18 protein-coding genes are annotated in these 19,286 nt (G+C 66.1%); 1 reads left to right on the top strand and 17 read right to left on the bottom strand.

Annotated elements, in window-relative coordinates; translation table 11 throughout:
- Positions 1-4: 4 nt before the first annotated feature.
- From L1O03_RS06320 to rsmI, 12 genes are all read right to left on the bottom strand, one after another.
- Positions 5-976, bottom strand: a complete 972-nt coding sequence (locus L1O03_RS06320) for a 4-(cytidine 5'-diphospho)-2-C-methyl-D-erythritol kinase (protein WP_236118607.1) — start codon at positions 974-976, stop codon at positions 5-7.
- Positions 973-1,845 (bottom strand): 16S rRNA (adenine(1518)-N(6)/adenine(1519)-N(6))-dimethyltransferase RsmA, encoded by an 873-nt coding sequence (gene rsmA / locus L1O03_RS06315; RefSeq protein ID WP_236118606.1) that lies wholly within the window; start codon positions 1,843-1,845, stop codon positions 973-975. Before rsmA ends, L1O03_RS06320 begins: the two co-directional genes overlap by 4 nt.
- A gap of 10 nt (positions 1,846-1,855) precedes the next feature.
- On the bottom strand, positions 1,856-2,983 hold the full coding sequence (locus L1O03_RS06310) for a resuscitation-promoting factor (protein ID WP_236118605.1): 1,128 nt from the start codon (positions 2,981-2,983) through the stop codon (positions 1,856-1,858).
- Between the two features lie 91 nt (positions 2,984-3,074).
- Positions 3,075-3,929, bottom strand: a complete 855-nt coding sequence (locus L1O03_RS06305; protein WP_236118604.1) for a TatD family hydrolase — start codon at positions 3,927-3,929, stop codon at positions 3,075-3,077.
- Positions 3,930-3,939: 10 nt separating this feature from the next.
- On the bottom strand, positions 3,940-4,854 hold the full coding sequence (locus L1O03_RS06300; RefSeq protein WP_236118603.1) for an ABC transporter substrate-binding protein: 915 nt from the start codon (positions 4,852-4,854) through the stop codon (positions 3,940-3,942).
- The gene (locus L1O03_RS06295) at positions 4,851-5,495 is read right to left on the bottom strand and encodes an ABC transporter permease (RefSeq protein WP_236118602.1); all 645 of its coding nucleotides are present in this window, start codon (positions 5,493-5,495) and stop codon (positions 4,851-4,853) included. Before L1O03_RS06295 ends, L1O03_RS06300 begins: the two co-directional genes overlap by 4 nt.
- On the bottom strand, positions 5,492-6,100 hold the full coding sequence (locus L1O03_RS06290; RefSeq protein WP_236118601.1) for an ABC transporter permease: 609 nt from the start codon (positions 6,098-6,100) through the stop codon (positions 5,492-5,494). The genes L1O03_RS06295 and L1O03_RS06290 overlap by 4 nt, the downstream gene beginning before the upstream one ends.
- Positions 6,101-6,138: 38 nt before the next feature.
- Positions 6,139-6,873 (bottom strand): ABC transporter ATP-binding protein, encoded by a 735-nt coding sequence (locus tag L1O03_RS06285; protein ID WP_236118600.1) that lies wholly within the window; start codon positions 6,871-6,873, stop codon positions 6,139-6,141.
- Positions 6,866-8,098: an MFS transporter gene (locus L1O03_RS06280; protein WP_236118599.1), complete on the bottom strand. Its 1,233-nt coding sequence runs from the start codon at positions 8,096-8,098 to the stop codon at positions 6,866-6,868. Before L1O03_RS06280 ends, L1O03_RS06285 begins: the two co-directional genes overlap by 8 nt.
- Before the next feature lie 165 nt (positions 8,099-8,263).
- On the bottom strand, positions 8,264-10,102 hold the full coding sequence (gene metG / locus L1O03_RS06275) for a methionine--tRNA ligase (RefSeq protein ID WP_236118598.1): 1,839 nt from the start codon (positions 10,100-10,102) through the stop codon (positions 8,264-8,266).
- A gap of 77 nt (positions 10,103-10,179) precedes the next feature.
- Positions 10,180-11,976 carry a BCCT family transporter gene (locus L1O03_RS06270; RefSeq protein WP_236118597.1) on the bottom strand — a complete coding sequence of 599 codons (1,797 nt, stop codon included), beginning with the start codon at positions 11,974-11,976 and terminating at the stop codon, positions 10,180-10,182.
- An 85-nt stretch (positions 11,977-12,061) separates the two neighbouring features.
- Complete coding sequence (rsmI, locus tag L1O03_RS06265) at positions 12,062-12,904, bottom strand: 16S rRNA (cytidine(1402)-2'-O)-methyltransferase (RefSeq protein ID WP_236118596.1); 843 nt, start codon at positions 12,902-12,904, stop codon at positions 12,062-12,064.
- Positions 12,905-12,958: 54 nt separating this feature from the next.
- Between rsmI and L1O03_RS06260 the strand changes: the two genes are divergently transcribed.
- Positions 12,959-14,515: a dolichyl-phosphate-mannose--protein mannosyltransferase gene (locus L1O03_RS06260; RefSeq protein ID WP_236118595.1), complete on the top strand. Its 1,557-nt coding sequence runs from the start codon at positions 12,959-12,961 to the stop codon at positions 14,513-14,515.
- A gap of 57 nt (positions 14,516-14,572) precedes the next feature.
- On the opposite strand, the gene L1O03_RS06255 is transcribed toward L1O03_RS06260, so the two are convergent.
- The 5 genes from L1O03_RS06255 to L1O03_RS06235 are packed head-to-tail and all read right to left on the bottom strand — an operon-like array spanning position 14,573 to position 18,856.
- Positions 14,573-15,286: a zf-HC2 domain-containing protein gene (locus L1O03_RS06255; protein ID WP_236118594.1), complete on the bottom strand. Its 714-nt coding sequence runs from the start codon at positions 15,284-15,286 to the stop codon at positions 14,573-14,575.
- Positions 15,279-15,701: a DoxX family protein gene (locus tag L1O03_RS06250; protein WP_236118593.1), complete on the bottom strand. Its 423-nt coding sequence runs from the start codon at positions 15,699-15,701 to the stop codon at positions 15,279-15,281. The genes L1O03_RS06255 and L1O03_RS06250 overlap by 8 nt, the downstream gene beginning before the upstream one ends.
- A gap of 10 nt (positions 15,702-15,711) precedes the next feature.
- The gene (locus L1O03_RS06245; protein WP_236118592.1) at positions 15,712-16,821 is read right to left on the bottom strand and encodes an NAD(P)-binding domain-containing protein; all 1,110 of its coding nucleotides are present in this window, start codon (positions 16,819-16,821) and stop codon (positions 15,712-15,714) included.
- A 10-nt stretch (positions 16,822-16,831) separates the two neighbouring features.
- On the bottom strand, positions 16,832-17,887 hold the full coding sequence (locus L1O03_RS06240) for a phosphatase PAP2 family protein (protein ID WP_236118591.1): 1,056 nt from the start codon (positions 17,885-17,887) through the stop codon (positions 16,832-16,834).
- 57 nt (positions 17,888-17,944) lie between these two features.
- Positions 17,945-18,856, bottom strand: coding sequence for a phosphatase PAP2 family protein (locus tag L1O03_RS06235; RefSeq protein WP_236118590.1), 912 nt, complete (start codon positions 18,854-18,856; stop codon positions 17,945-17,947).
- Positions 18,857-19,286 lie beyond the last annotated feature (430 nt).

The raw sequence follows: 19,286 nt of genomic DNA, 5'->3' as shown, positions 1-19,286 counted from the left end.
CGCCCTAGTCCGCGTCTGCCGGCAGGAGCGCGGCCCCGCCAGATGGGGCGCTCGCGACGAGGGTCAGCCGGGCCACGCCGGCATCGGCGATGTCGGCCGCCACGGCCTGGGCGTGGGCCTCGTCGGAGCAGAGGAAGGCGCACGTCGGGCCCGAGCCGGAGACGATCCCCGCCAGGGCCCCCGATTCCGCCCCGCAGTGAAGGGTCCGACGCAGATCCGGGCGCACGCTCAGCGCCGCAGGCTCGAGGTCATTGTGGATGGCCTCGGCAAGGCGGCGGGGATCCCCGCTGGCCAGGGCCTGCACCACGGCGCTGCTGTCCAGCGCGGGTTCAGGAAGATTGCCCGCAGCCCGAAGATCATCGAGTTTGCGGAAGGCAACGGGGGTGGAGAGCCCGCCATCGGCGAGCGCCAGCACCCACCACCACGGTCCCCGGCTGAGCACCGGGGTGAGCTTCTCACCGCGCCCGCGCCCCAGCATGGTCCCGCCGCGCAGCGTGAAGGGTACATCGGAGCCGAGCTCCGCGGCGAGCTCCTCAAGGGCGTGGTCATCCAGGCGCGGGGCCCCGCAGCTCTCGCTCAGCCACTCGCGGGCGAGGAGGAGCGCGGCGGCAGCGTCGGCCGATCCGCCGGCCATGCCTCCGGCCACCGGGATCCCCTTCTGGATGCGCAGCCGCGCGGACTCCGGAAGATCCGAGGGCTCCACGCCCACCGCCCTGGCCACGGCGTCGACGGCCCGCCACGCCAGGTTGGAGCTATCTGTCGGCACCATCCGCGCTGACAGCCCCGTGACCTCGAGGGAGCTCACCGCCGTGTCCGGCCCCGGGGAATCCTCCCGCGGTGAGGAGTGGAGTTCCACCACCGAGCGCAGGCTGAGGGACTGAAACACCGTGAGGAGCTCGTGGAAGCCGTCCTCGCGCAGGGGCCCAACCCCCAGGTGGAGGTTTACCTTGGCGTGTGCTTCGGCGCGCAGCGTCATTCCGCCACCTCCGCCGCGTCAGCGATGCGCAGGAAGTCCGCCACCTCGAGCTTTTCCCCGCGCACGGTGGGCTCGACGCCCGCCGCCCGCAGAACGGCCTCCGCGCGCGCCCCCGAGCCGAAGTGCTTGCTCAAGGCCGCACGGAGAGTCTTCCGACGCTGAGCAAAAGCTGCGTCCACGAGGGGGAACACCCGGGAGCGCGTGGTCTCCCCGAGGTCCCAGGGGGCGGTGTGGGCGTCGAAGCAGTCAATACGGACGAGGCCGGAGTCAATGTTCGGGGCGGGCCAAAAGACGTTCTTCCCGATGGCCCCCGCGCGCCGCACATCCCCGTAGAAGGAGGCTTTGACGCTCGGGACCCCGTAGATGCGAGAGCCCGGCGCGGCGGAGAGCCGATCAGCGACCTCGGCCTGCACCATGACGAGCACGCGCCGGATGCTGGGGAAAATCGCCAGGAAGTGCAGGAGCACTGGCACCGACACGTTATAGGGCAGGTTGGCGACGAGCGCCGTCGGCTCCCCCACCTCCTCCGGGCGGAGGGTGAGCGCATCGGCGCAGAGGATGCGGAGGGCATCGCGCCGCTCGGGGGCGAATTCCGCGACGGTTTCTCCGAGCTTGCCGGCCAGTCGGGGGTCGATTTCCACTGCGGTCACGCACTCTGCGACGTCAAGGAGCCCGAGGGTGAGGGAGCCCAGCCCCGGGCCCACCTCCACGACGTGTTCCTTCTCCCCCAGCTCCGCCGCGGCGACGATTCGGCGCACCGTGTTGGGGTCATGGACAAAGTTTTGGCCCAGCTTCTTGGTGGGGCGGATGTCGAGCTCATCAGCGAGCCTCCGAATATCGACCGGGCCAAGGAGCTGGGCCTGTGCCATCAGGAACCTTTCATCGAATACCGAGCTTGGCGGTACACGCCGGCCACGCACCCCAACCCTGAGCTGCCTGGACCTTCTCCGCCACAGCGATCTGCTGCTCCCGGCTTGCCTGGTCGGCGGTGGCCGCGTACTCGCCGCCGCCATAGGCCAGCCAAGTCGAAGGACTAAATTGCAAGCCACCAGCATAACCGTTCCCGGTGTTGGTCGCCCAATTGCCGCCCGCCTCACACTGGGCGATGGAATCCCACACCGAGCCGTTGGCCACGGCCGGGGCAGTGGCCTTCGTCCCGCGGGCCACCTTGGCCGGGGTGGGGGCCTTCAGCTCCTTCTCGTTGAGGACGGTCACCTCGGTCTGCTTCCCGTTGACCGTGACGATGCGCCGGGTGACTTCCTTCTTCCCGGGAGTGCCTTCCTCCAGGACTTTCTCCTCGCCGCGCGGGAGCTCGGGGTCATCGCTGTACTCCTTGGGAGCCTCGATGTCCTCGGTGTCCGTCTTCTCCTCGGTGCTCACGCGGTCGATCGTGATGTCCAGGTTGTTGCGCAGCGGAGTGTTCGGATCCGTCTTGAGCTGGTCTTCCTTACCCAGCTCGATGCCGCGCTCCTCCAGGGCATCGCCCACGGTCTTGGCCGCCACCCAGGTGCGCACCATCTTGCCGCCGTCGTTAATATTGACGAACTTCGGCTTGGTGACCTCGAGTTTCATGCCGTCATCGGCGCGGGCCTCCGGGTCGGCGGACACCTGCGAACCGGGGACGAAGCCCGGGACCTGCTCGAGGAGGTCCTCCACGGTGAGGGCGGTGGACTTCACGGTGGTGGGAACGCCATCGACGACGACGGACACCTGCTTGAGAGTCCGAACGGTGATGTGCTGGTCACGGGTGAGGGTCTGGCTGGGTGCCGGGGAGACGAAGTCCTCCTCGCCCACCTGCACGCCGGCCGAGTCCAGCGCGCCCTGGACGTCCTTCGAGAGGGTGACGAGGGAGATGTCCTGGCCATCGGCGTCGATGGTGATGCTCTTCTGCTGCGTGGCAACGACGGCGCCGCCCAGCAAAACGGTGCCGAGCACCCCTCCCGTCGCGAGCCTCAACGGCACCGAAGCCGACGAGTTGATTCGCTTGATATGACGAGCTCCACCCATGCCCTGAACTTCTTCCTCACGTTTGAGTTCTCCCCGCCGGAGAGGGCGGGGAACCTACGGTCATCGTTCAATAACAGTACGGTAACAATCGCTAGCTGTCCAGCCCATATACCCTGGTGAAGGTCTCAGAAACCTCCTGAATCACATTCTCCACATCTGCCCCTCGCGCCTCGGCGACGCACAGGGCCGTGTGCCCCACAAACGCCGGCTCATTCCGCGTCCCCCGATAGGGCGCCGGGGTGAGATACGGGGCATCCGTCTCCACCAAGTACTGCCCCGCCGGAACGATCCGGGCAGCCTCCCGCAGCTCCTCATTCCGGGGGAACGTGACATTTCCGCAGAAGCTGAGGACATACCCCCGGTCGATCGCCTCCCGCGCCACCTCCAGCGGCGAGGAGAAGCAGTGGAGGATGGTCTCGCGCGGCGTGGGGGCGTCGTCGAGAATGCGGAGGAGGTCCTCATCCGCATCGCGATTGTGGATCATGAGCGCCTTGCCCGTGCGCACGGCCTCATCGATATGCCAGCGCAGAGCCTCTTCCTGCTGCTCCATCGTGGCGGTGCTCTCCGGCTCGTGCTGCACCCAGTAGGCGTCGAGCCCCGTCTCCCCCACCGCGACGCAGCGCGGATGCTCGATGAGCGCGCGGAGCTCCTCCTTGGCCGCCGCGGTGAGCTCGTGCGCGCGGGTCGGGTGGATCGCGCACGCCGCCCACACCTGGGGCTGGGCCTTCGCGATCTCGAGCGCCTCCCGCGCCTCCTCGAGGCCATCGCCGACGGTGCAGATCCGCTCCACCCCGGCCTCGGCAGCGCGCTCAACGAGGCCCGCCACGCTCGTCGGACCGGCCGGGGCGCGGAAGGAGGCCGTCGCCGCCAGATGCGTGTGCGCATCCACGAGGCCGGGAAGGGTGCGGGCGGGCTGCGGAATCGGACGAGGCTTCTTCTTCGACATATGAAGCAGTCTATGGGATGGCGCCATCCAGCCATTCGTGGGCGATAGTCGCGGCGGACTTCTGCTCCGCCACGCTGGCCTTATTGAGAGCCACCAGGTCATCTCGCCCCAAACGGCTCATCACGCGGGCAATGATAGCGCGGGCCTGCGGATCCACTCGATCAGATAGGAGAGGAACCACGTGTGACGGCGGCAGCAGGTGACGGGGATCAGAGAGAATCCGCAGGTGGTTCTCCTCGATCGCCGGGGAGCTCGACGACATCCGCGCCATATCCACCGTGCCGTCACGGAGCGCCTTCACCGTGAGCGGGCCACCGGCGTCCTCCAGCGGGGAGAATTCAGCGTCGACGCCGTAGACCCGGCGAAGGCCCTCCGGGCCATAGTCCCTCGTGGAGAGCTCATACGGGCCGCCGAGCCGCCATGCCCGCCCCCGCGTCTTCCCCGGCGCGGCGAGGTCCTCGAGGCTCTCAATCCCCTGCTGTGCCGCCTTTTCCTCGGGCATCACGTAGACGTCTTCATCCGCCGCCTCCGCCTGGGGCCCGATGCCAATCCCCGGGGGCGCTGCAGCGCGCAGCTCCTCATAGACCTCCTCCGCTGTGCCCAGCGGTGCGGCCTCATCCCAATAGCGCACAAGGTTTCCCGTGTATTCCGGCATGACATCTATCGCACCGGACTCCACATCCGGCAGATAGGCCTCCCGCTGCCCGATGCGCATATCCCGTGCGACGTCCACCCCCTCACGCTCGAGGGATTGGGCGATGATCTCCGCAATAATCTCATTGGAGTAGTAATCCTGCGATCCGACGACGATACTCCCGTCCTCCCCCACCCTGGAAGAAAAGGGATTATCCGACGCGCATCCTGCCACGTTCATGAGCATCACGGCGGCCATGAGGGCGCCAAGCGCCCGTCGACAACTTTTCACGACAACCTCCTCTGAGCGATGCCCGCCAGGGCGTCGAGTACCCACGTCACGAGCATGACGAGGCACGCCGCGGCCACCATAAGCGGGTAATCCCTGGTCTTCAGCCCGAGGAAGATCGGGGCACCAAGGCCCACAGGTGAGGTATATGCCGCAAGGGTTCCCGTCGCCACCACCTGCACGAGGGCGGTGCGCACGCCCGCCCAAAGAACCCCCGCACTGTGGGGGACAATGACCTGGAGAACCACCTGCAACCTCGAAAAACCCACCGCCGTGGCCGCGTCGCGGATGTCCTCCGGTGTGGCAAGGACCGCCGCGGATCCGGCCGTCACCAGCGAGGGCACCGCCAAAATGACAAGAACCACGATGGGCGCAACCAGCCCCACGCCGAAGATGAGACCTGCCACCACCACGAGGCCAAGGATCGGCAGCGCTCGCATCGCACCCACGAGGCCGCCGACGACGGCCGTCGCCCCAGGGAGGTGCGCAGCAAGGATCCCCAGCGGAATGCCCACGAGAGCCGCGATGAACACCGCAAGAAGGCTCACGCCGATGTGCTCGACCAGCCGCACACCGCAGCCGCCGGGCCCCCACCAGAACTCACCCGTGCCAAGCAGGCGGAGTGCCTCGAGAAGATAGGTCATTGTGCACCCCCGTGACGCCCCCTCGCCCAGGGGAAGAGCAAGCGGCTTCCCACCATGATGAGCCCATCGACGAGGAGGGCAAGAAGCATGATCGACACGATGCCCACCATCACCTCTCCCAGGAGACCCCGTTGGAAGCCATCGGTGAGGAGGCTCCCCAAGCTCGGGATTCCCACCACGGCACCCATGGAGGCCATCGCGATCGTCGACATTGCCACAATCCTCACGCCCGACACCACCACCGGGGCCGCCAGCGGCACATGCACGCCCCACACTCTCTGCCAGCGCGAATAGCCACAGGCCCGGGCCACCTCCACCTGCTCGGAGGGCACGGAGTGGAAGGCCTCCATTGCCGTACGCACGAGGAGCGCAACGCCATATACCGTGAGAACAGCGCTCAGTGTCCAAGGGGAACGCAGCGGCAGACCGACGAGCGCCGGGAAAAGCACCATCATCGCGAGAATCGGGACCACGTACACCAGCTGGCACAGCTGCGCGATCAGCCCGCCCCAGCGCGCAGAACGGGAGGCCACCCACCCCAGGGGCACGGCCACCAGCACGCTCAGCAGGATCGGCAGGATAATGATCCCCACATGGCTGCCCACTACCGTCCAGAAATACTCTGTGTTATTCCGTAGCCACGTCACAGCGCATCACCGCTGACACTGCGAATCATCTTCTCCACAAACTCCGACTCCGGCGCCGAGCGGATCACCTCCGGGGTCCCCACCTGCGCAATCCGCGCCCCCGTATCCAGCACCACCACCCGATCCGCAAGGAAGAACGCCTCCGCCATGTCGTGGGTGACCAGCACAATCGTCTTCCCCAGATTCTCCTGCAGCGCGGCCAACTGCTGCTGCAGCTCATAGCGGACGATAGGATCCACCGCGCCCAGCGGCTCATCCATGAGAAGAATTTCCGGATCGCTCAGCAGCGCCCGCGCAATCCCCACCCGCTGCTGCTGCCCGCCCGAGAGCTCCCCCGGGTATCGACGCCCCACCGACGAGTCCAAGCCCACGATGTCCAGCAACTCGGCCGCCCGCCGTCGAGCCTTCCTTTTATCCCAGCGAAGGAGATACCCTACCGTCGCCGCGTTGTCGATCACCGTGCGATGCGGCAACAAACCCCCACCCTGGATCACATATCCAATGCTGCGACGCAGCGCAACCGGGTCCTGCTGGGCCACATCCTCACCATCGATGAGGACCCGACCCCGATCGGGCGTCACCATCCGGTTCACCATCCGCAGGAGCGTCGTCTTCCCGCAGCCCGAGGAACCCACCAACGCGGCACAACTTCGCGACGGCACCCGAAAGGTGAAATCCTCTACCGCCTGGGTGGAGCCGAACCGCTTGGAGACGCCCTCAAAATCAATCACCACTCCCAGCGTACGGAACGGCACCCAACTCATCGTCGATGAACACCGAGCGCGACGCCCGAAGCCCCACCAGCCCCATGAGAACCGCGCACACAATCAGCGCCCACAGGATCCCCGTCCACTCGCCCGCATACTGATAGGCCACCCCCACGAGGAAAGGACCGACCGCCGCGATAACATAACCCACCGGCTGCACGAAGCCCGAGAGCCGCGCCGTCACCAACGGACTACGGGAGCGCGCCGGGATGAGGGCGAGCGCCGTCGGGAAGCAAAAACCACCAATACCCAGGAGAAAAGCCCACAGCAGCGGGGCCGCCGAGGCACCCAACAGAATCCCCAGATAACCGAGGACCGTGAGCACACCGAAGGCCACGGGGAAGGGGGCGAGGCTACGGGCGCGGTCGATGATCGTCGGCATGACAAGGCCGCCGATGACATTCATCGCGCCGACGAGGGCGATCGCGATACTCGCCGTGTGGGAGCTCACTCCGGCATCGGTGAGCATCTGGGGCATCCACCCCATCTGGGTGTATGCGGTCATCGATTGGAGGCCGAAGAAGATCATGAGGAAGACGGCCGTCGGCGAGGACCACAGGGAGGCCTTCGCGTTCGACGACGCCCCCGCCGCCGCGGAACCACTGGCGGAATCGGCCGCGGACTGCACATCCCCGGACCCCGCCCCGTGATCGGGGATGTCGACACCCGCGTGCCGCAGCACCACAATCCACACGAGGAGCTGCACCACCGCCGGCAGCGCCCACACCAAAAGGGCCCCCTGCCACTGCGCCACGAGGGCACTGAGCGGCCCCAGGGCACCGGAAAGCCCCAGCACAGCGCCGTAAATGGTCATGAGGATCACGACATGCCGGCCGCCGTGGGCCTTAATCCACGCAGGGAGCAGGACATTCGACAGCGCAATGCCGCTGACCACCAGCGCGGTGAGCGGCAGGAAGAGCGCGATCGAGCCGACAAAAGGCCTCAGCGCCAGCCCCGCCAGGGTGAGCACCATGCCCGCCGTGAGGGTGCGGCTCACGCCGACCCGCATGGCGATCGGTACCGCCAGCACCCCCATGATGGCGAAGAACATACCGGGCATGGCGGTGAGCACACCGGCCCACGTCCCTGATGCCCCCAGCGCACCCAGCATGTCGGCGAGGACCGGGCCGAGGGACGCGATCCCCGCGCGCAGATTGAGCGCCGCGGTGAATACCGCCAGAAAGGCCAAGCTAGCGGGAATGACGCCTACGCGACATGTGGACAATCCTTCATCCTCCTTCAAAGGCAAACGACAATGGCACAATCCGTCTCTCCAACGACGGAGCACCCGCTGGCGCCGGCGTCCGTCTGCGACGCGGCTCCAGGGGTGCTGGTGAAATGAGCGAGGGCTGCTCTAGGCGCTGGGCTGCACGGGCGCCCACTCCGGGCCCGTGACGGCCAGGTCCGGGTCGAGCTTGGAGACCAACGGCTTCGGCTTCTTCAGCGGCGTACCGGGCTCGACGTCGACGCGCTGCCACACGGCCTGCTGTGCGTCGTACTCACCCATGATGACCGGGTAGGTTTGCCCTTCCTCGGGCAGACCGACGCCGATCGGGGTCCGCGGAGACTCGTCGGTGACCTCCACGATCTGCGGCTTCGCGGCCCACACACCCTCGCGCCCGAGGGTCTCGTGCACCTGCTGGGCGATGTGCGGGATGTAGGGGGTGAGCACCACATTGCAGTCCGAAACTACCTGGAGGGCGGTCCACAGGACGGTGGCGAGGCGCTCGCGCTGGGACTCATCCTTCGCGAGCTTCCACGGCTCCTGCTCGGCGAGGTAGGCGTTCGCCTCGCCGACCAGCCGCATCGCGGCGTTGATACCCTGGCGGAACTTGGAGGCCCCGATGGCCGAGCCCACCGTCTCGAAGGTCTCCTCCGCGAGGGAGAGCAGCGCGGTGTCCGCCTCGAGCAGCTCGCCGGGCTGCGGGACCTCCTTGAAGTTCTTATACGCCATGGAGACCGTCCGGTTCACGAGGTTGCCCCAGCCATTGGCCAGCTCGTTGTTGACGCGACGGACAAACTCGTCCCACGTGAAGTCCGTGTCGGTGGTCTCCGGCCCCGCCACCGCGATGAAGTAGCGCAGCGGGTCCGGCCCGAACTCCTTGAGGAAGCCCTTCACATAGATGACCACGCCCTTGGAGGAGGAGAACTTGGAGCCGGACATCGTGAGGAACTCCGAGGACACGACCTCCGTCGGGAGATTGAGGGTGCCCAGCTCCCCGGCCTCCCCGCCCTTCGCCCCCAGGCCGGCATAACCGAGCAGCTCAGCGGGCCAAATCTGGGAGTGGAAGGTGATGTTGTCCTTGCCCATGAAGTAGTAGGACGGCACCTCGGGGTTGGTCCAGAATTCCCGCCACGCCTCGGGGTCACCGGAACGGTAGGCCCACTCCATGGAGGCAGACAGATAGCCGACGACGGCATCAAACCACACATAGAGCTTCTTCGCGTTGTTCTCCTCCCAGCCCTCGACGGGGATGGGGATACCCCAGTCAATATCGCGACTCATCGCGCGGGGGCGCAGGTCCTCCAGCAGGTTGAGGGAGAACTTCAGCACGTTGGGGCGCCAGGACTCGCGGGTCCGCAGCCAGTCCCCCAGCGCCCCGGCGAGCGCCGGGAGATCGAGGAGGAAGTGCTCCGTGTCGCGGAACTCTGGGGTCTCCCCGTTGATCTTGCTCACCGGGTTGATGAGGTCCGCCGGGTCCAGCTGGTTGCCGCAGTTATCGCACTGGTCGCCGCGGGCGCCCGGGGCGCCACAGATGGGACAGGTGCCCTCGATGTAGCGGTCCGGGAGCGTCCGGCCCGTGGACGGGGACACCGCACCCTTGGTGACCTGCTTAATCATGTAGCCGTTCTCATAGAGCCCACGGAAGAGCTCCTGAACGACGGCGTAGTGGTTGCGCGTGGTCGTCCGCGTGAAGAGGTCATAGGAGAGGCCGAGGCCGGCGAGGTCCTCCACGATCTGCCGGTTGTAGCGATCCGCCAACTCCTTGACGGACACCCCCTCCTTATCCGCCTGGACCAGCAGCGGAGTTCCGTGCTCATCCGTCCCGGAGACCATGAGCACGTTCGCACCGGACATTCGCTGGTACCGGGCGAACACGTCCGAGGGAACACCGAAGCCGGCGACATGGCCGATGTGACGGGGCCCGTTGGCATAGGGCCAAGCAACGTTAACGAGCACAGATTTGGGCATGGTCCTACCCTATCCGATGACCAGGGCGAGACCATCACCAGCCTCGCCCCGATCACGCTCCCGAGCCGGCGGTGGCCCTAGGCGCCCTCGGGCCGACGGCCACCTCGCTGCAGGCGCTCGTTCCTCCGGCGGCGCAGCTCCTCGCGGCGCACACGCTCGGTGTGCAGACGGCGCTCGCGGGCCAGCTTCGCGGCGAAGCGCTGCTGCTCGCGGTAGTCCATATAGATGACGTCGTTGCGCAAGTCCTTCACGATGGCAAACATCAGGGCGAAGACGACGATGAGGAAGGGGCTCGCCGCGATGATCGTGACGTTCTGCAGGTTGCTGAGGGCCTCATTGCCCCCGGACACCAGCAGGGTGAGCCCGATGAGCGCGGTGAGAATGCCCCAGATAGCGGACACCCACGGGGTCGCGTTCGCTCGCCCATGCTGGGAGAGCGAACCCATCACCGTCGAGGCGGAATCCGCCGAGGTGATGAAGAAGGTGGCGAGGAGGATCATCGCGACGAAACCAACGATGAGCCCGCCCGGCAGGGTGTGGAGGAGGTCGAAGAGCTGGCTCTCAGCGGAGCCGTCGCCCCAGATGGAGTGGCCCTGCTGCTCGAGGGTGATCGCGGTGCCACCGAAGATCGCGAACCACACGACCGAGACACCCGTCGGCGCCAGGAGAACGCCCAGGCAGAACTCGCGGATGGTGCGGCCCCGAGAGATACGGGCGATGAACATGCCGACGAAGGGGCTCCAGGAAATCCACCAGGCCCAGTAGAAGATGGTCCAGGTGCTCAGCCACTCCCCGGCGGTGCCATTCGCGGACGCGGCCGTGCGGCCGGCCATCTCGAAGAAGTTCGAGAGGTACGCCCCGATGGAGCCCGGGATGAGGTTGAGGATGGAGACCGTCGGCCCCAGCACAAACACGAAGATCGCGATGAGAGCTGCGAGAATCATGTTGGCGTTGGAGAGATACTGCACGCCACGAGCCACACCGCTCAGCGTGGAGAGGATGAAGGCCAGCGTGAGGACAGAGACAATCCCGATGATGAGCCACGTGGAGGGATCCTTCACGATCCCCGCGGCCCGCAGGCCCGCGCCGATCTGCAGGGCGCCAAGGCCCAGGGAGCAGGCGGTACCGAAGACCGTCGCGATGATCGAGAGAATGTCCACGATCTTCCCGATGACGCCCTTCGCACCCTTCTCACCAATGAGGGGGACGAAAGCGGAGGAGATGAGCTGCGGACGCCCCACCCGGTAGGTGGAGTAGGCGATCGCCAGGCCGACGATCGCGTAGACCGCCCAGGGGTGGAGGGTCCAGTGGAAGAGGGCCGTCGACATGGAGGTTCCCACCTCCATCGGGGAGTGCCCGGGGATGCCGTCGCGATAATAGGACAGCGGCTCGGAGGCCCCGTAGAACATGAGGCCAATGCCCATGCCCGCCGCGAACATCATGGAGATCCAGGACACCGTGTTGAACTCGGGGCCCTCGTCGTCCTTGCCCAGCTTGATCGCGCCAAACTTGGACATCGCGATGACGATGATGAACACGACGAAGATCGTCCCGAAGAGGACGAAAGCCCAGCCGAAGTTCCCCACGACGAAGTCCAGCGCGGCCGCCGCGAAGTCCGCGAAGCTCGATCCCCCGGCCAAACCCCAAATGACGATGGCGATAGAAATCAATGCCGCCGGCGCCACCACCGGCCAATTCACGCTCTTATCCTCAGAATCCGATTGAAGGACAACCTCCTCCTCCGTGGTGGCTTCCACGGGGCCGCTCCTCAGCATGCTGGCCAGCTGCTCGGTGGCGGAATAGGAGGTCAATTCTTCATCTACTGTGCGCTCTACTCGTTCTACTCGTTCTTCTCTCTCTTCACTTGTAGCCATGCTGCCCACCATGGTGGAGATCACTAGCGGAAGGCAAGTGAAAAAATGCTGGTCCTGGCGTTTTCCCCCAAAAACTTATCGAACATCACACCTCTCGCGCAGCCAGCACTGCCTCGTAGAGCTCCCGCGTGGACGCCCCGTGTTCCTTCGCGATCGCCTTGCACGCCGCCTTGAGTCGCTCCCCTGCGGCCACCCGCTCCTCCACCGCGGGCACCAGGTCCTCCGCATCGGCGGCCTGAGGCTTCGCCCCATCGAGCACCACCGTGATCTCCCCGCGCACCGGGTCCGCGGAGGCCCACTCGCTCACCTCCCCGAGCGGTCCGCGTCGAACCTCCTCATGCATCTTGGTGAGCTCCCGGCACACCGCGACGCGACGCTCCGCTCCCAGGACCTCTACCGCCTGCGCGAGGGTATCCGCCAGCCGGTGCGGGGACTCGAAGAAGCACACCGCTCGCTCCTCCTTCGCAAGCGATTCCAACCACTCCCGGCGCGCCCCCTGCTTCCGCGGCGCAAAACCTTCGAAGCAGAACTTCCCGACGCCCAGCCCGCTCAGCGCGAGGGCCGTCGGCACCGCAGAGGGGCCGGGGATGCAGCTCACGGGAATGCCGGCCTCGTGCGCGGCATCGACGAGCGCCAGCCCCGGATCCGAGACGATGGGCATCCCCGCATCCGTGACCACAAGCACTGACCCCGCCCGCGCGGCGTCGAGGAGCTGGGGCAGGCGGGAGTCCTCATTGTGGTCGAAGTTGGAAACCACGCTCCCCCGGATCTCCACCCCGAGTGCCGCCGCCAGCGTCCGCGTGCGCCGCGTGTCCTCCGACGCTATGACCTGCGCCTGCTCGAGGGCGCGGGCAAGCCGCGGAGAGGCATCCTCAATGTTTCCCAGAGGAGTTGCCGCAATGATGACACCATGTGGAAGCTCAGCCATGCTTCTTAGTGTGCCACGCGTCATGCCTTCTGCCGGATAGGTACCATAACCCGCGTGACACGTTTAGCCGCACCACCACGCCCCCTCCAGCTGGGGCCCGTGCCCCGGCGCGGGCGCGCCGAATGGGTGTGCACGCTGGTGATCGCGCTCGCGGCGATCGCCACGCGCTTTTTCGGGCTTGCCCAGGTGAGCTCCGCCGGCACCCCCATTTTCGACGAGAAGCACTACGTCCCCCAAGCCTGGGACATGGTGGAATCCCAGCGCGACATCGTGCTGGGCGGCATCGAGTCCAACCCCGGGTACGGGCTGGTCGTCCACCCGCCGCTGGGGAAGCAGCTCATCGCTCTCGGCGAGATGGTGTTTGGCTACACCCCGATGGGCTGGCGCGTCATGGTCGCGCTCTTCGGCTGCGCCACTGTGTTCATGATCATGGCGCTGGCCAGGCAGCTCTCCGCCTCGGGCGCTGTGGCCATCATGGCCGGTGTCCTGGCCACGTGCGATGGCGTCCTGCTCATCACGGCCCGCTTCGGCCTTCTCGACGGCTTCCAGGTCTTCTTCATCGTGGCGGCGGCGTGGGCCTTGGCCCGGGATGTGCGGCAGTGTGCGGCGCGGCTGCGGGCGTCGTCACCTGCGGACTGGCCGGAGCGAGGTCCGCGCCTGGGCTATCGCTGGTGGCGCTTCACCGCCGGCGTGTTTCTGGGGCTGGCGCTCTCGGTGAAGTGGTCGGGGCTCTATTACATCGTGTTTTTCGGGCTGTTCAGCGTGGGGATGGACGCCTATCTACGGCGCCGGGCGGGGGTGCGAAAGCCCGTACAGAGCATGCTTCTGCGCGATGCTCCGGCGGCGATTGCCTCGCTCGCGGTGCTGCCGGGGGCGCTCTACCTGTGGAGTTGGCGCGCGTGGTTCTCGCGGGAGACATCGGTGTATCGCCACGCGATGGAGGACGGGACCATCGATTCCTCCTCTCCCCTCTCCCACCTGCCTCACGCCCTGGGCTCCTGGCTCTATTACCACTTCTCCGTGTTGAAGTTCCACAGCTCGCTGACGAGCTCCTCCGGGCACTCCCACCCCTGGGACTCCAAGCCGTGGTCGTGGTTGGTGGCCGCGCGCCCGGTGTTGTATTCCTCCTCGACGTCCGACCGCTGCTGGATCTCCCGCCACGGCTGCCACCACGCGATCTATCTTTTTGGCACCCCGGCCATCTGGTGGCTCACGGTGCCGGTCATCCTGTGGGCGCTGTGGCGCCTGGTGCTTCGCCGGCGGCTTGTCTATCTGCTGCCGCTGGTCGGCTTCGCGGCGGGGTTCCTGCCGTGGCTGGCCTCCTATGACCGGCAGATGTACTTCTTCTATGCTGCGCCGCTGGTACCCTTCACGATCTGCCTCCTCGCCCTCGCCGGCGGAAGGATCGCGACATGGGGGCGGGTGCTCGCTGCATCCTACCCCTCTCCGCAGCAGCGCTACCCCATGTACCTCACCACCGGCGGCCTGATCACGGCGCTCTATCTCGCGCTCGTCATCGCGATGTTCCTCTATTTCTCCCCGATCCTCTTCGGCTACTGGGTCTCCGAATCCTGGTACCAGTCCCTGCTCTGGCTCCCCAGCTGGCAATAAGCCCTGCCCCCGAGTGCTCTCGACGACGCCACCCCAGCGCGCCCCACAGGGTGCGGCTTAGGGGCCTGAGGTGCTGCCTGAGCCCAGGGTCCCCCAGTAGCGGCGGAAGGCGTCGATCCCATAGTTATTGAGCCAGCTCCACAGCAGCACGGCGAGGCTCAGCAGCAACATGAGCAGGTGAATCCACTGCTCGTGGCTCGCGCTGCCGAGGATGAGGTCCCGCATGGTGATACCAGCCGTGAACATGAAATACGTCCCCATCATGGGCAGCATTCCGGCCACCAAGCGCGGCCACCACGCCCCGAAGAGAAGCCCTGAGGCCAAGGCGATGCGCACCGCCGCGGCCTCCACCATGAACGTCACTTCCGCTCCGCGCCCGGCCTCGGCCCCCGCGCCAGCGGCGGTCTCCGCCACTGGGATGTCCGCCGCATGGACGAGCAGCACCACGGCCCACACCACGTAGAGGGCGGCCAGCACGCACAGCGCCGTGCGGGTGAGCGCGAGGCCCAACGCCCGGGACGCCGCCCGGCGCCGCAGGTGCGGCTCGGCATCGGCGAGGATGACATCCGCCAAGTCCTTGCGCGGGCCGTGGGCGGCGGGCGAAGGCTGGCTGCGCTTCAGGCTGGCGTCGAACATCACGATGCTCTCCTGGTAGGCGCGGCACTCCGGGCAGCCGGCGATGTGGGCGTCGATCACGTCCTCGGGGATGCCGGTGGGCTCGCCGTCGAGACGCGCGGAGATGGCCGCCTGGATTTGCTCGCAATCAAGCACGCGCGAGCACCCCATCCACGCTGGCCCGCCCGGGCCCGAACACGACGATGAGAATGAGGCCCACCAGAAGGAGAAGCGGAAACTCCACGTTGTTTCCCCCCACGGTCCCGAGGTCAGCCACACCCGCCGCCCCCAGGTGGACGAAGTAGATGGCCGCCGCCATGAGCAGAGCCAAGGCCCCCGCGATGAAGGTAGTAAGAATCCCCACCACGAGCATGGCGCCGCCCAGGGTCTCTGCAAGACCTGCGACCCACGCCGACAGCTTGGGCTGAGGAACCCCCCACGCGGAGAATTGCCCCGTTGTCTTCGTGATTCCCGTGATCATGAGCTTATTCCAACCATGCACGATGAAAATCAGCCCGAGCACAGCTCGAAAAACGAGGAGTGCTGCGTCTCTGACCACGGGTTTGTCCATGGGGTACAGACTACACGCTGGGCGGGTGCGCGTCGTGCAGCGTCCGTTCGATGGCCCGCGCCGTCCACCGGGCTGTTCGACCCACCCCGACGAGTGTCGCCGACGCCGCCCCTGTCCAGTCCCCATAGCCGACGAGGAAGAGACCAGGGTGCACCGCGGACCTCGTCGCCCACGGGGATTCCTCTCCTGGCAGCGGGCGAATGGCCCCCTCCCCGGGCCGGATCCCCCACCCCGCCAGGTGCCCCAGCGCTGGGCGGAAGCCCGTGGCCCAGACGAGGGTATCGAGCCCAATGATCTTCCCATCGCGTTCGACGCCGCTCTCCACGATCCTGTCGAAGACCGGCTCTGCTGTGAGCAGGCCGCGGTCGCGGGCCTCCCTAACCGGGGGAACCATGACGATGTCACCGTGCAGGGTGCGCGAGGGCTCGGCGTCCTGCATGTCTCCGTGCTGCTCGCGAAGGCGCTGGGTGGCGCGGACGAAGAGGTCACGGCCGTCGACGTCGTCGGCAAGCCAGCGCGGCGGGTGTGCTGTGAACCAGTGGAGGTGGATGTCCTCGCCGTCGAGGGCCAACTCCGCCGCGATCTGAGCCGCGGAGTTCGCCGCCCCCACCACGCCGACCCTCAACCCCCGCCACTCCTCCGGGCCCGCGTACTGCGCCGAATGAATCTGCCGGCCTGTAAAAGAGAAACGGCCCGGATAATAAGGAACAAAAGGCGCGGACCACGTGCCCGTCGCGGACACCACCGTGCGCGCCGTGAGCGCCGGACCCGACGACACATCCAGCTGGAATCCGAGAGCGCTGGAAGGGCGGGCGGGCCGGACCTGTTGCACCCGCACGGGACGCTGAACAGGAAGCGCATAGCGCTGCTCGTAGCTGCGGAGATAATCAATGACCTCCGCTCGGGACGGATAATCCTCCCCCAGCTGGGGTATGAGCATGCCCGGCAGCGAAGACGCCTCGCCCGGGGAAAAGAGCCGCAACGAAGGCCACGCGTGTTGCCACGCTCCCCCGGGTGCGCCGTTCGCATCGAGCACGATGTGCTCAATCCCCCTCTGAACGAGGTAACGCGAGACAGCCAATCCCGACTGTCCCGCGCCAATTACCACCGCATCATGCATAGCCTCCAGGCTAGTGCGTGGGCTGAGGGTGTTGGGTGTCCTCAGCAAGGCCACCCCGGGGGCGCTGAGCCATGAAGGCATCCACCCGCGGCTGCAGCCGCTGGATGAGAACATAGCCCGCTGCGATCAGCCCGAAAGTGAGGCCGAAGCTCGCGACGGTGTCCGTCGGGTAGTGAGCGGCCACGAGCACACGGCTCAGGCCCATGAGAATGCCATAGATGGCGCCGACCCACATCATGATCTTCGCCGCCTTCTTGCTGAACGGGAGGAGCAGGATGGCGATGCCCGCCATCATGGTCCCCTCCTCAGTGTGACCAGAGGGGAAGGAGCGGTGACCGTTGGGGAAGTTAATCTGCAGCCACGTGGTGAACTCGCCCTTGCCGGCCGCCACCTCGTAGGGGCGGAAGCGGCCCCAGGTGGATTTCATCCCCGTGTTGATTTCATGCGCCGCCCACACCACGCACAGCGCCACGAGACCGGCAATGATCACGGCTGCCAACTGCTCCTCGCTGAGCTTATTAACGAGGGTGACGACGACGATCGCCAGCACAATAAAGATGATGATCGCGACGAAGAATCCCGGCGCGAAGTTGGACCAGCCCTCCGTCGAGGAGGAATCATTATTGGCCTGCCCAATGGGGAGGCCTTTCGCGGCGTTATCCTGCCAGCTGCGGAGGTAGGACATCATCTGGCCGGCCCAGTCCAGCACGGCGAGGAATCCCGCGAGAGCCAGCAGGATCGAGAAGAGCGCCAGCGCCAGCTTGTGCAAGCCGCTTCCCTCACCGAGGAGGCGGTGCACGGCGGCGATAATCATGAGGGTCGCGGAGCACGCCACGATAACGGGCGGGAACTCACCAAATGTTTGGAAGAACGTTCCGAAAACGCTGCCCTGATCAGCGATGTTCTCGGAAATGGAGCGTTCCGTCCACGTCAACACAATCAGCAGGACAATGACAATAGCGGCAACAATCAGCCAGCGGCGCGCGGAACTCGGTTGTGGTTCCGCCACCTTCTGACGACCATGTAACACAGTGTTCGACATGCCCTCGTTGTACGTCGCGTTCATGGTCAACACGGTGACCGCCAAGGAAACTCTCAGTGAATTTCCTCAAGCGCGTTCTTGTTATTCTGCGGGGCGCGTCGTCGCCCGTGCGCCGCCTCCCAGATACGGCAGCAGCCGCTGCATGAGCACATACGCGGCCGCGATAAGGCCGAACGTCATGCCGAAACTGGCGACGGTATCCGTCGGGTAATGCGCGGCAACAAGGACACGGCTGAGCCCCATGAGCACGCCATATATCGCGCCGACCCACAGCGCAATCCGCGCGGCTTTCTTGGAGAAAGGCAGGAAAAGAATCGCCAGCCCTGCGAGCATGGTTCCAGACTTCGTGTGCCCGGAGGGGAAAGACTTATGCCCGTTCGGGAAGTTAATCTGCAGCCACGTCGTGAAGGCGCCCTTGCCGTCGGCAACCTCATAGGGGCGGAAGCGGCCCCATGCGTCCTTCATGCCGTCGACGAGCCCCTCCGCCGCCCACAGCACGCTCACAGCCACGAGCCCGGCAACAATGATCGACGTCAGTTGCTCGCGGCTCGCCCGCGCGACCACAACCCGCACGATAATCAACAGGACCACAAAGATCGCAAGCGCCACAAAGAATCGCGGCGCAAAAAGCGCCCAATCCTCTGCGCCTTCCTTCTCCCCCGGCTTGCCGATGGGAAGCCCCGCCGCCGCATTCGCCCGCCACGAGCGGATGTAGTTGGTCGCCTTCGTTGTCCACGCGAGCGCGCGGAGGAACGCCGCCAGCCCCAGAAGGATCGAGAACAGCGACAGCGCCACCTTATGCAGCCCACCCCCTTCCCCGACGAGCCGCCACACCGCCACCGAAATCATCAACAACCCAGAACACGACACCAACGCCGGCGGGAACTGCCCAAACGTCTGGAAGATCGTCCCATACACGCTCCCCTGGTCGGCTAAGCGCTCCGACAGCGACTGCTCTGTCCACGTCAGAACCACAAGGGCGACGACGACCACCGCCGCAATAATCAGCCACCGCGGCGCCGTACTCGGCGCGGAGCTGGGGCTCGCTGCTATATCTGCCGAAGAACGCAGTGGGCCTCCTGCAGACAATGCTTCGTGGGGTTGATGATCACCTTCGTGCCGCGGCAATGATGCCCGACCCTTGTCCTGAGCTTCTCGCTCCTTTGACACTTTCGACATGCACCTTGATCTATCTGCGCGAGGTGCTGCCAAGGTTAAGGAGCGAGAAACACTGTATGAAATTCATTACTGGAATCGACGCGAGCACCCGGGAGAACAGGGAGGGCGGTGATGGGGATGATGCGGCTCGGTTGTGGAGGTTCCCGCGCGGGGCTCTGGATGGGGGTCTTTTCAGTCGATCCCCTAACAACAGGAACCATGCCCGAGCATCGGCATCAAATCGCGGGTAGACCAGAACTCACTG

The sequence above is a fragment of the Corynebacterium uropygiale genome (assembly GCF_021568315.1).
Lineage (GTDB): Bacteria > Actinomycetota > Actinomycetes > Mycobacteriales > Mycobacteriaceae > Corynebacterium > Corynebacterium uropygiale.
Note: the sequence above shows the minus strand (reverse complement) of the source record. Positions and strands in the feature narration are given on the sequence as shown.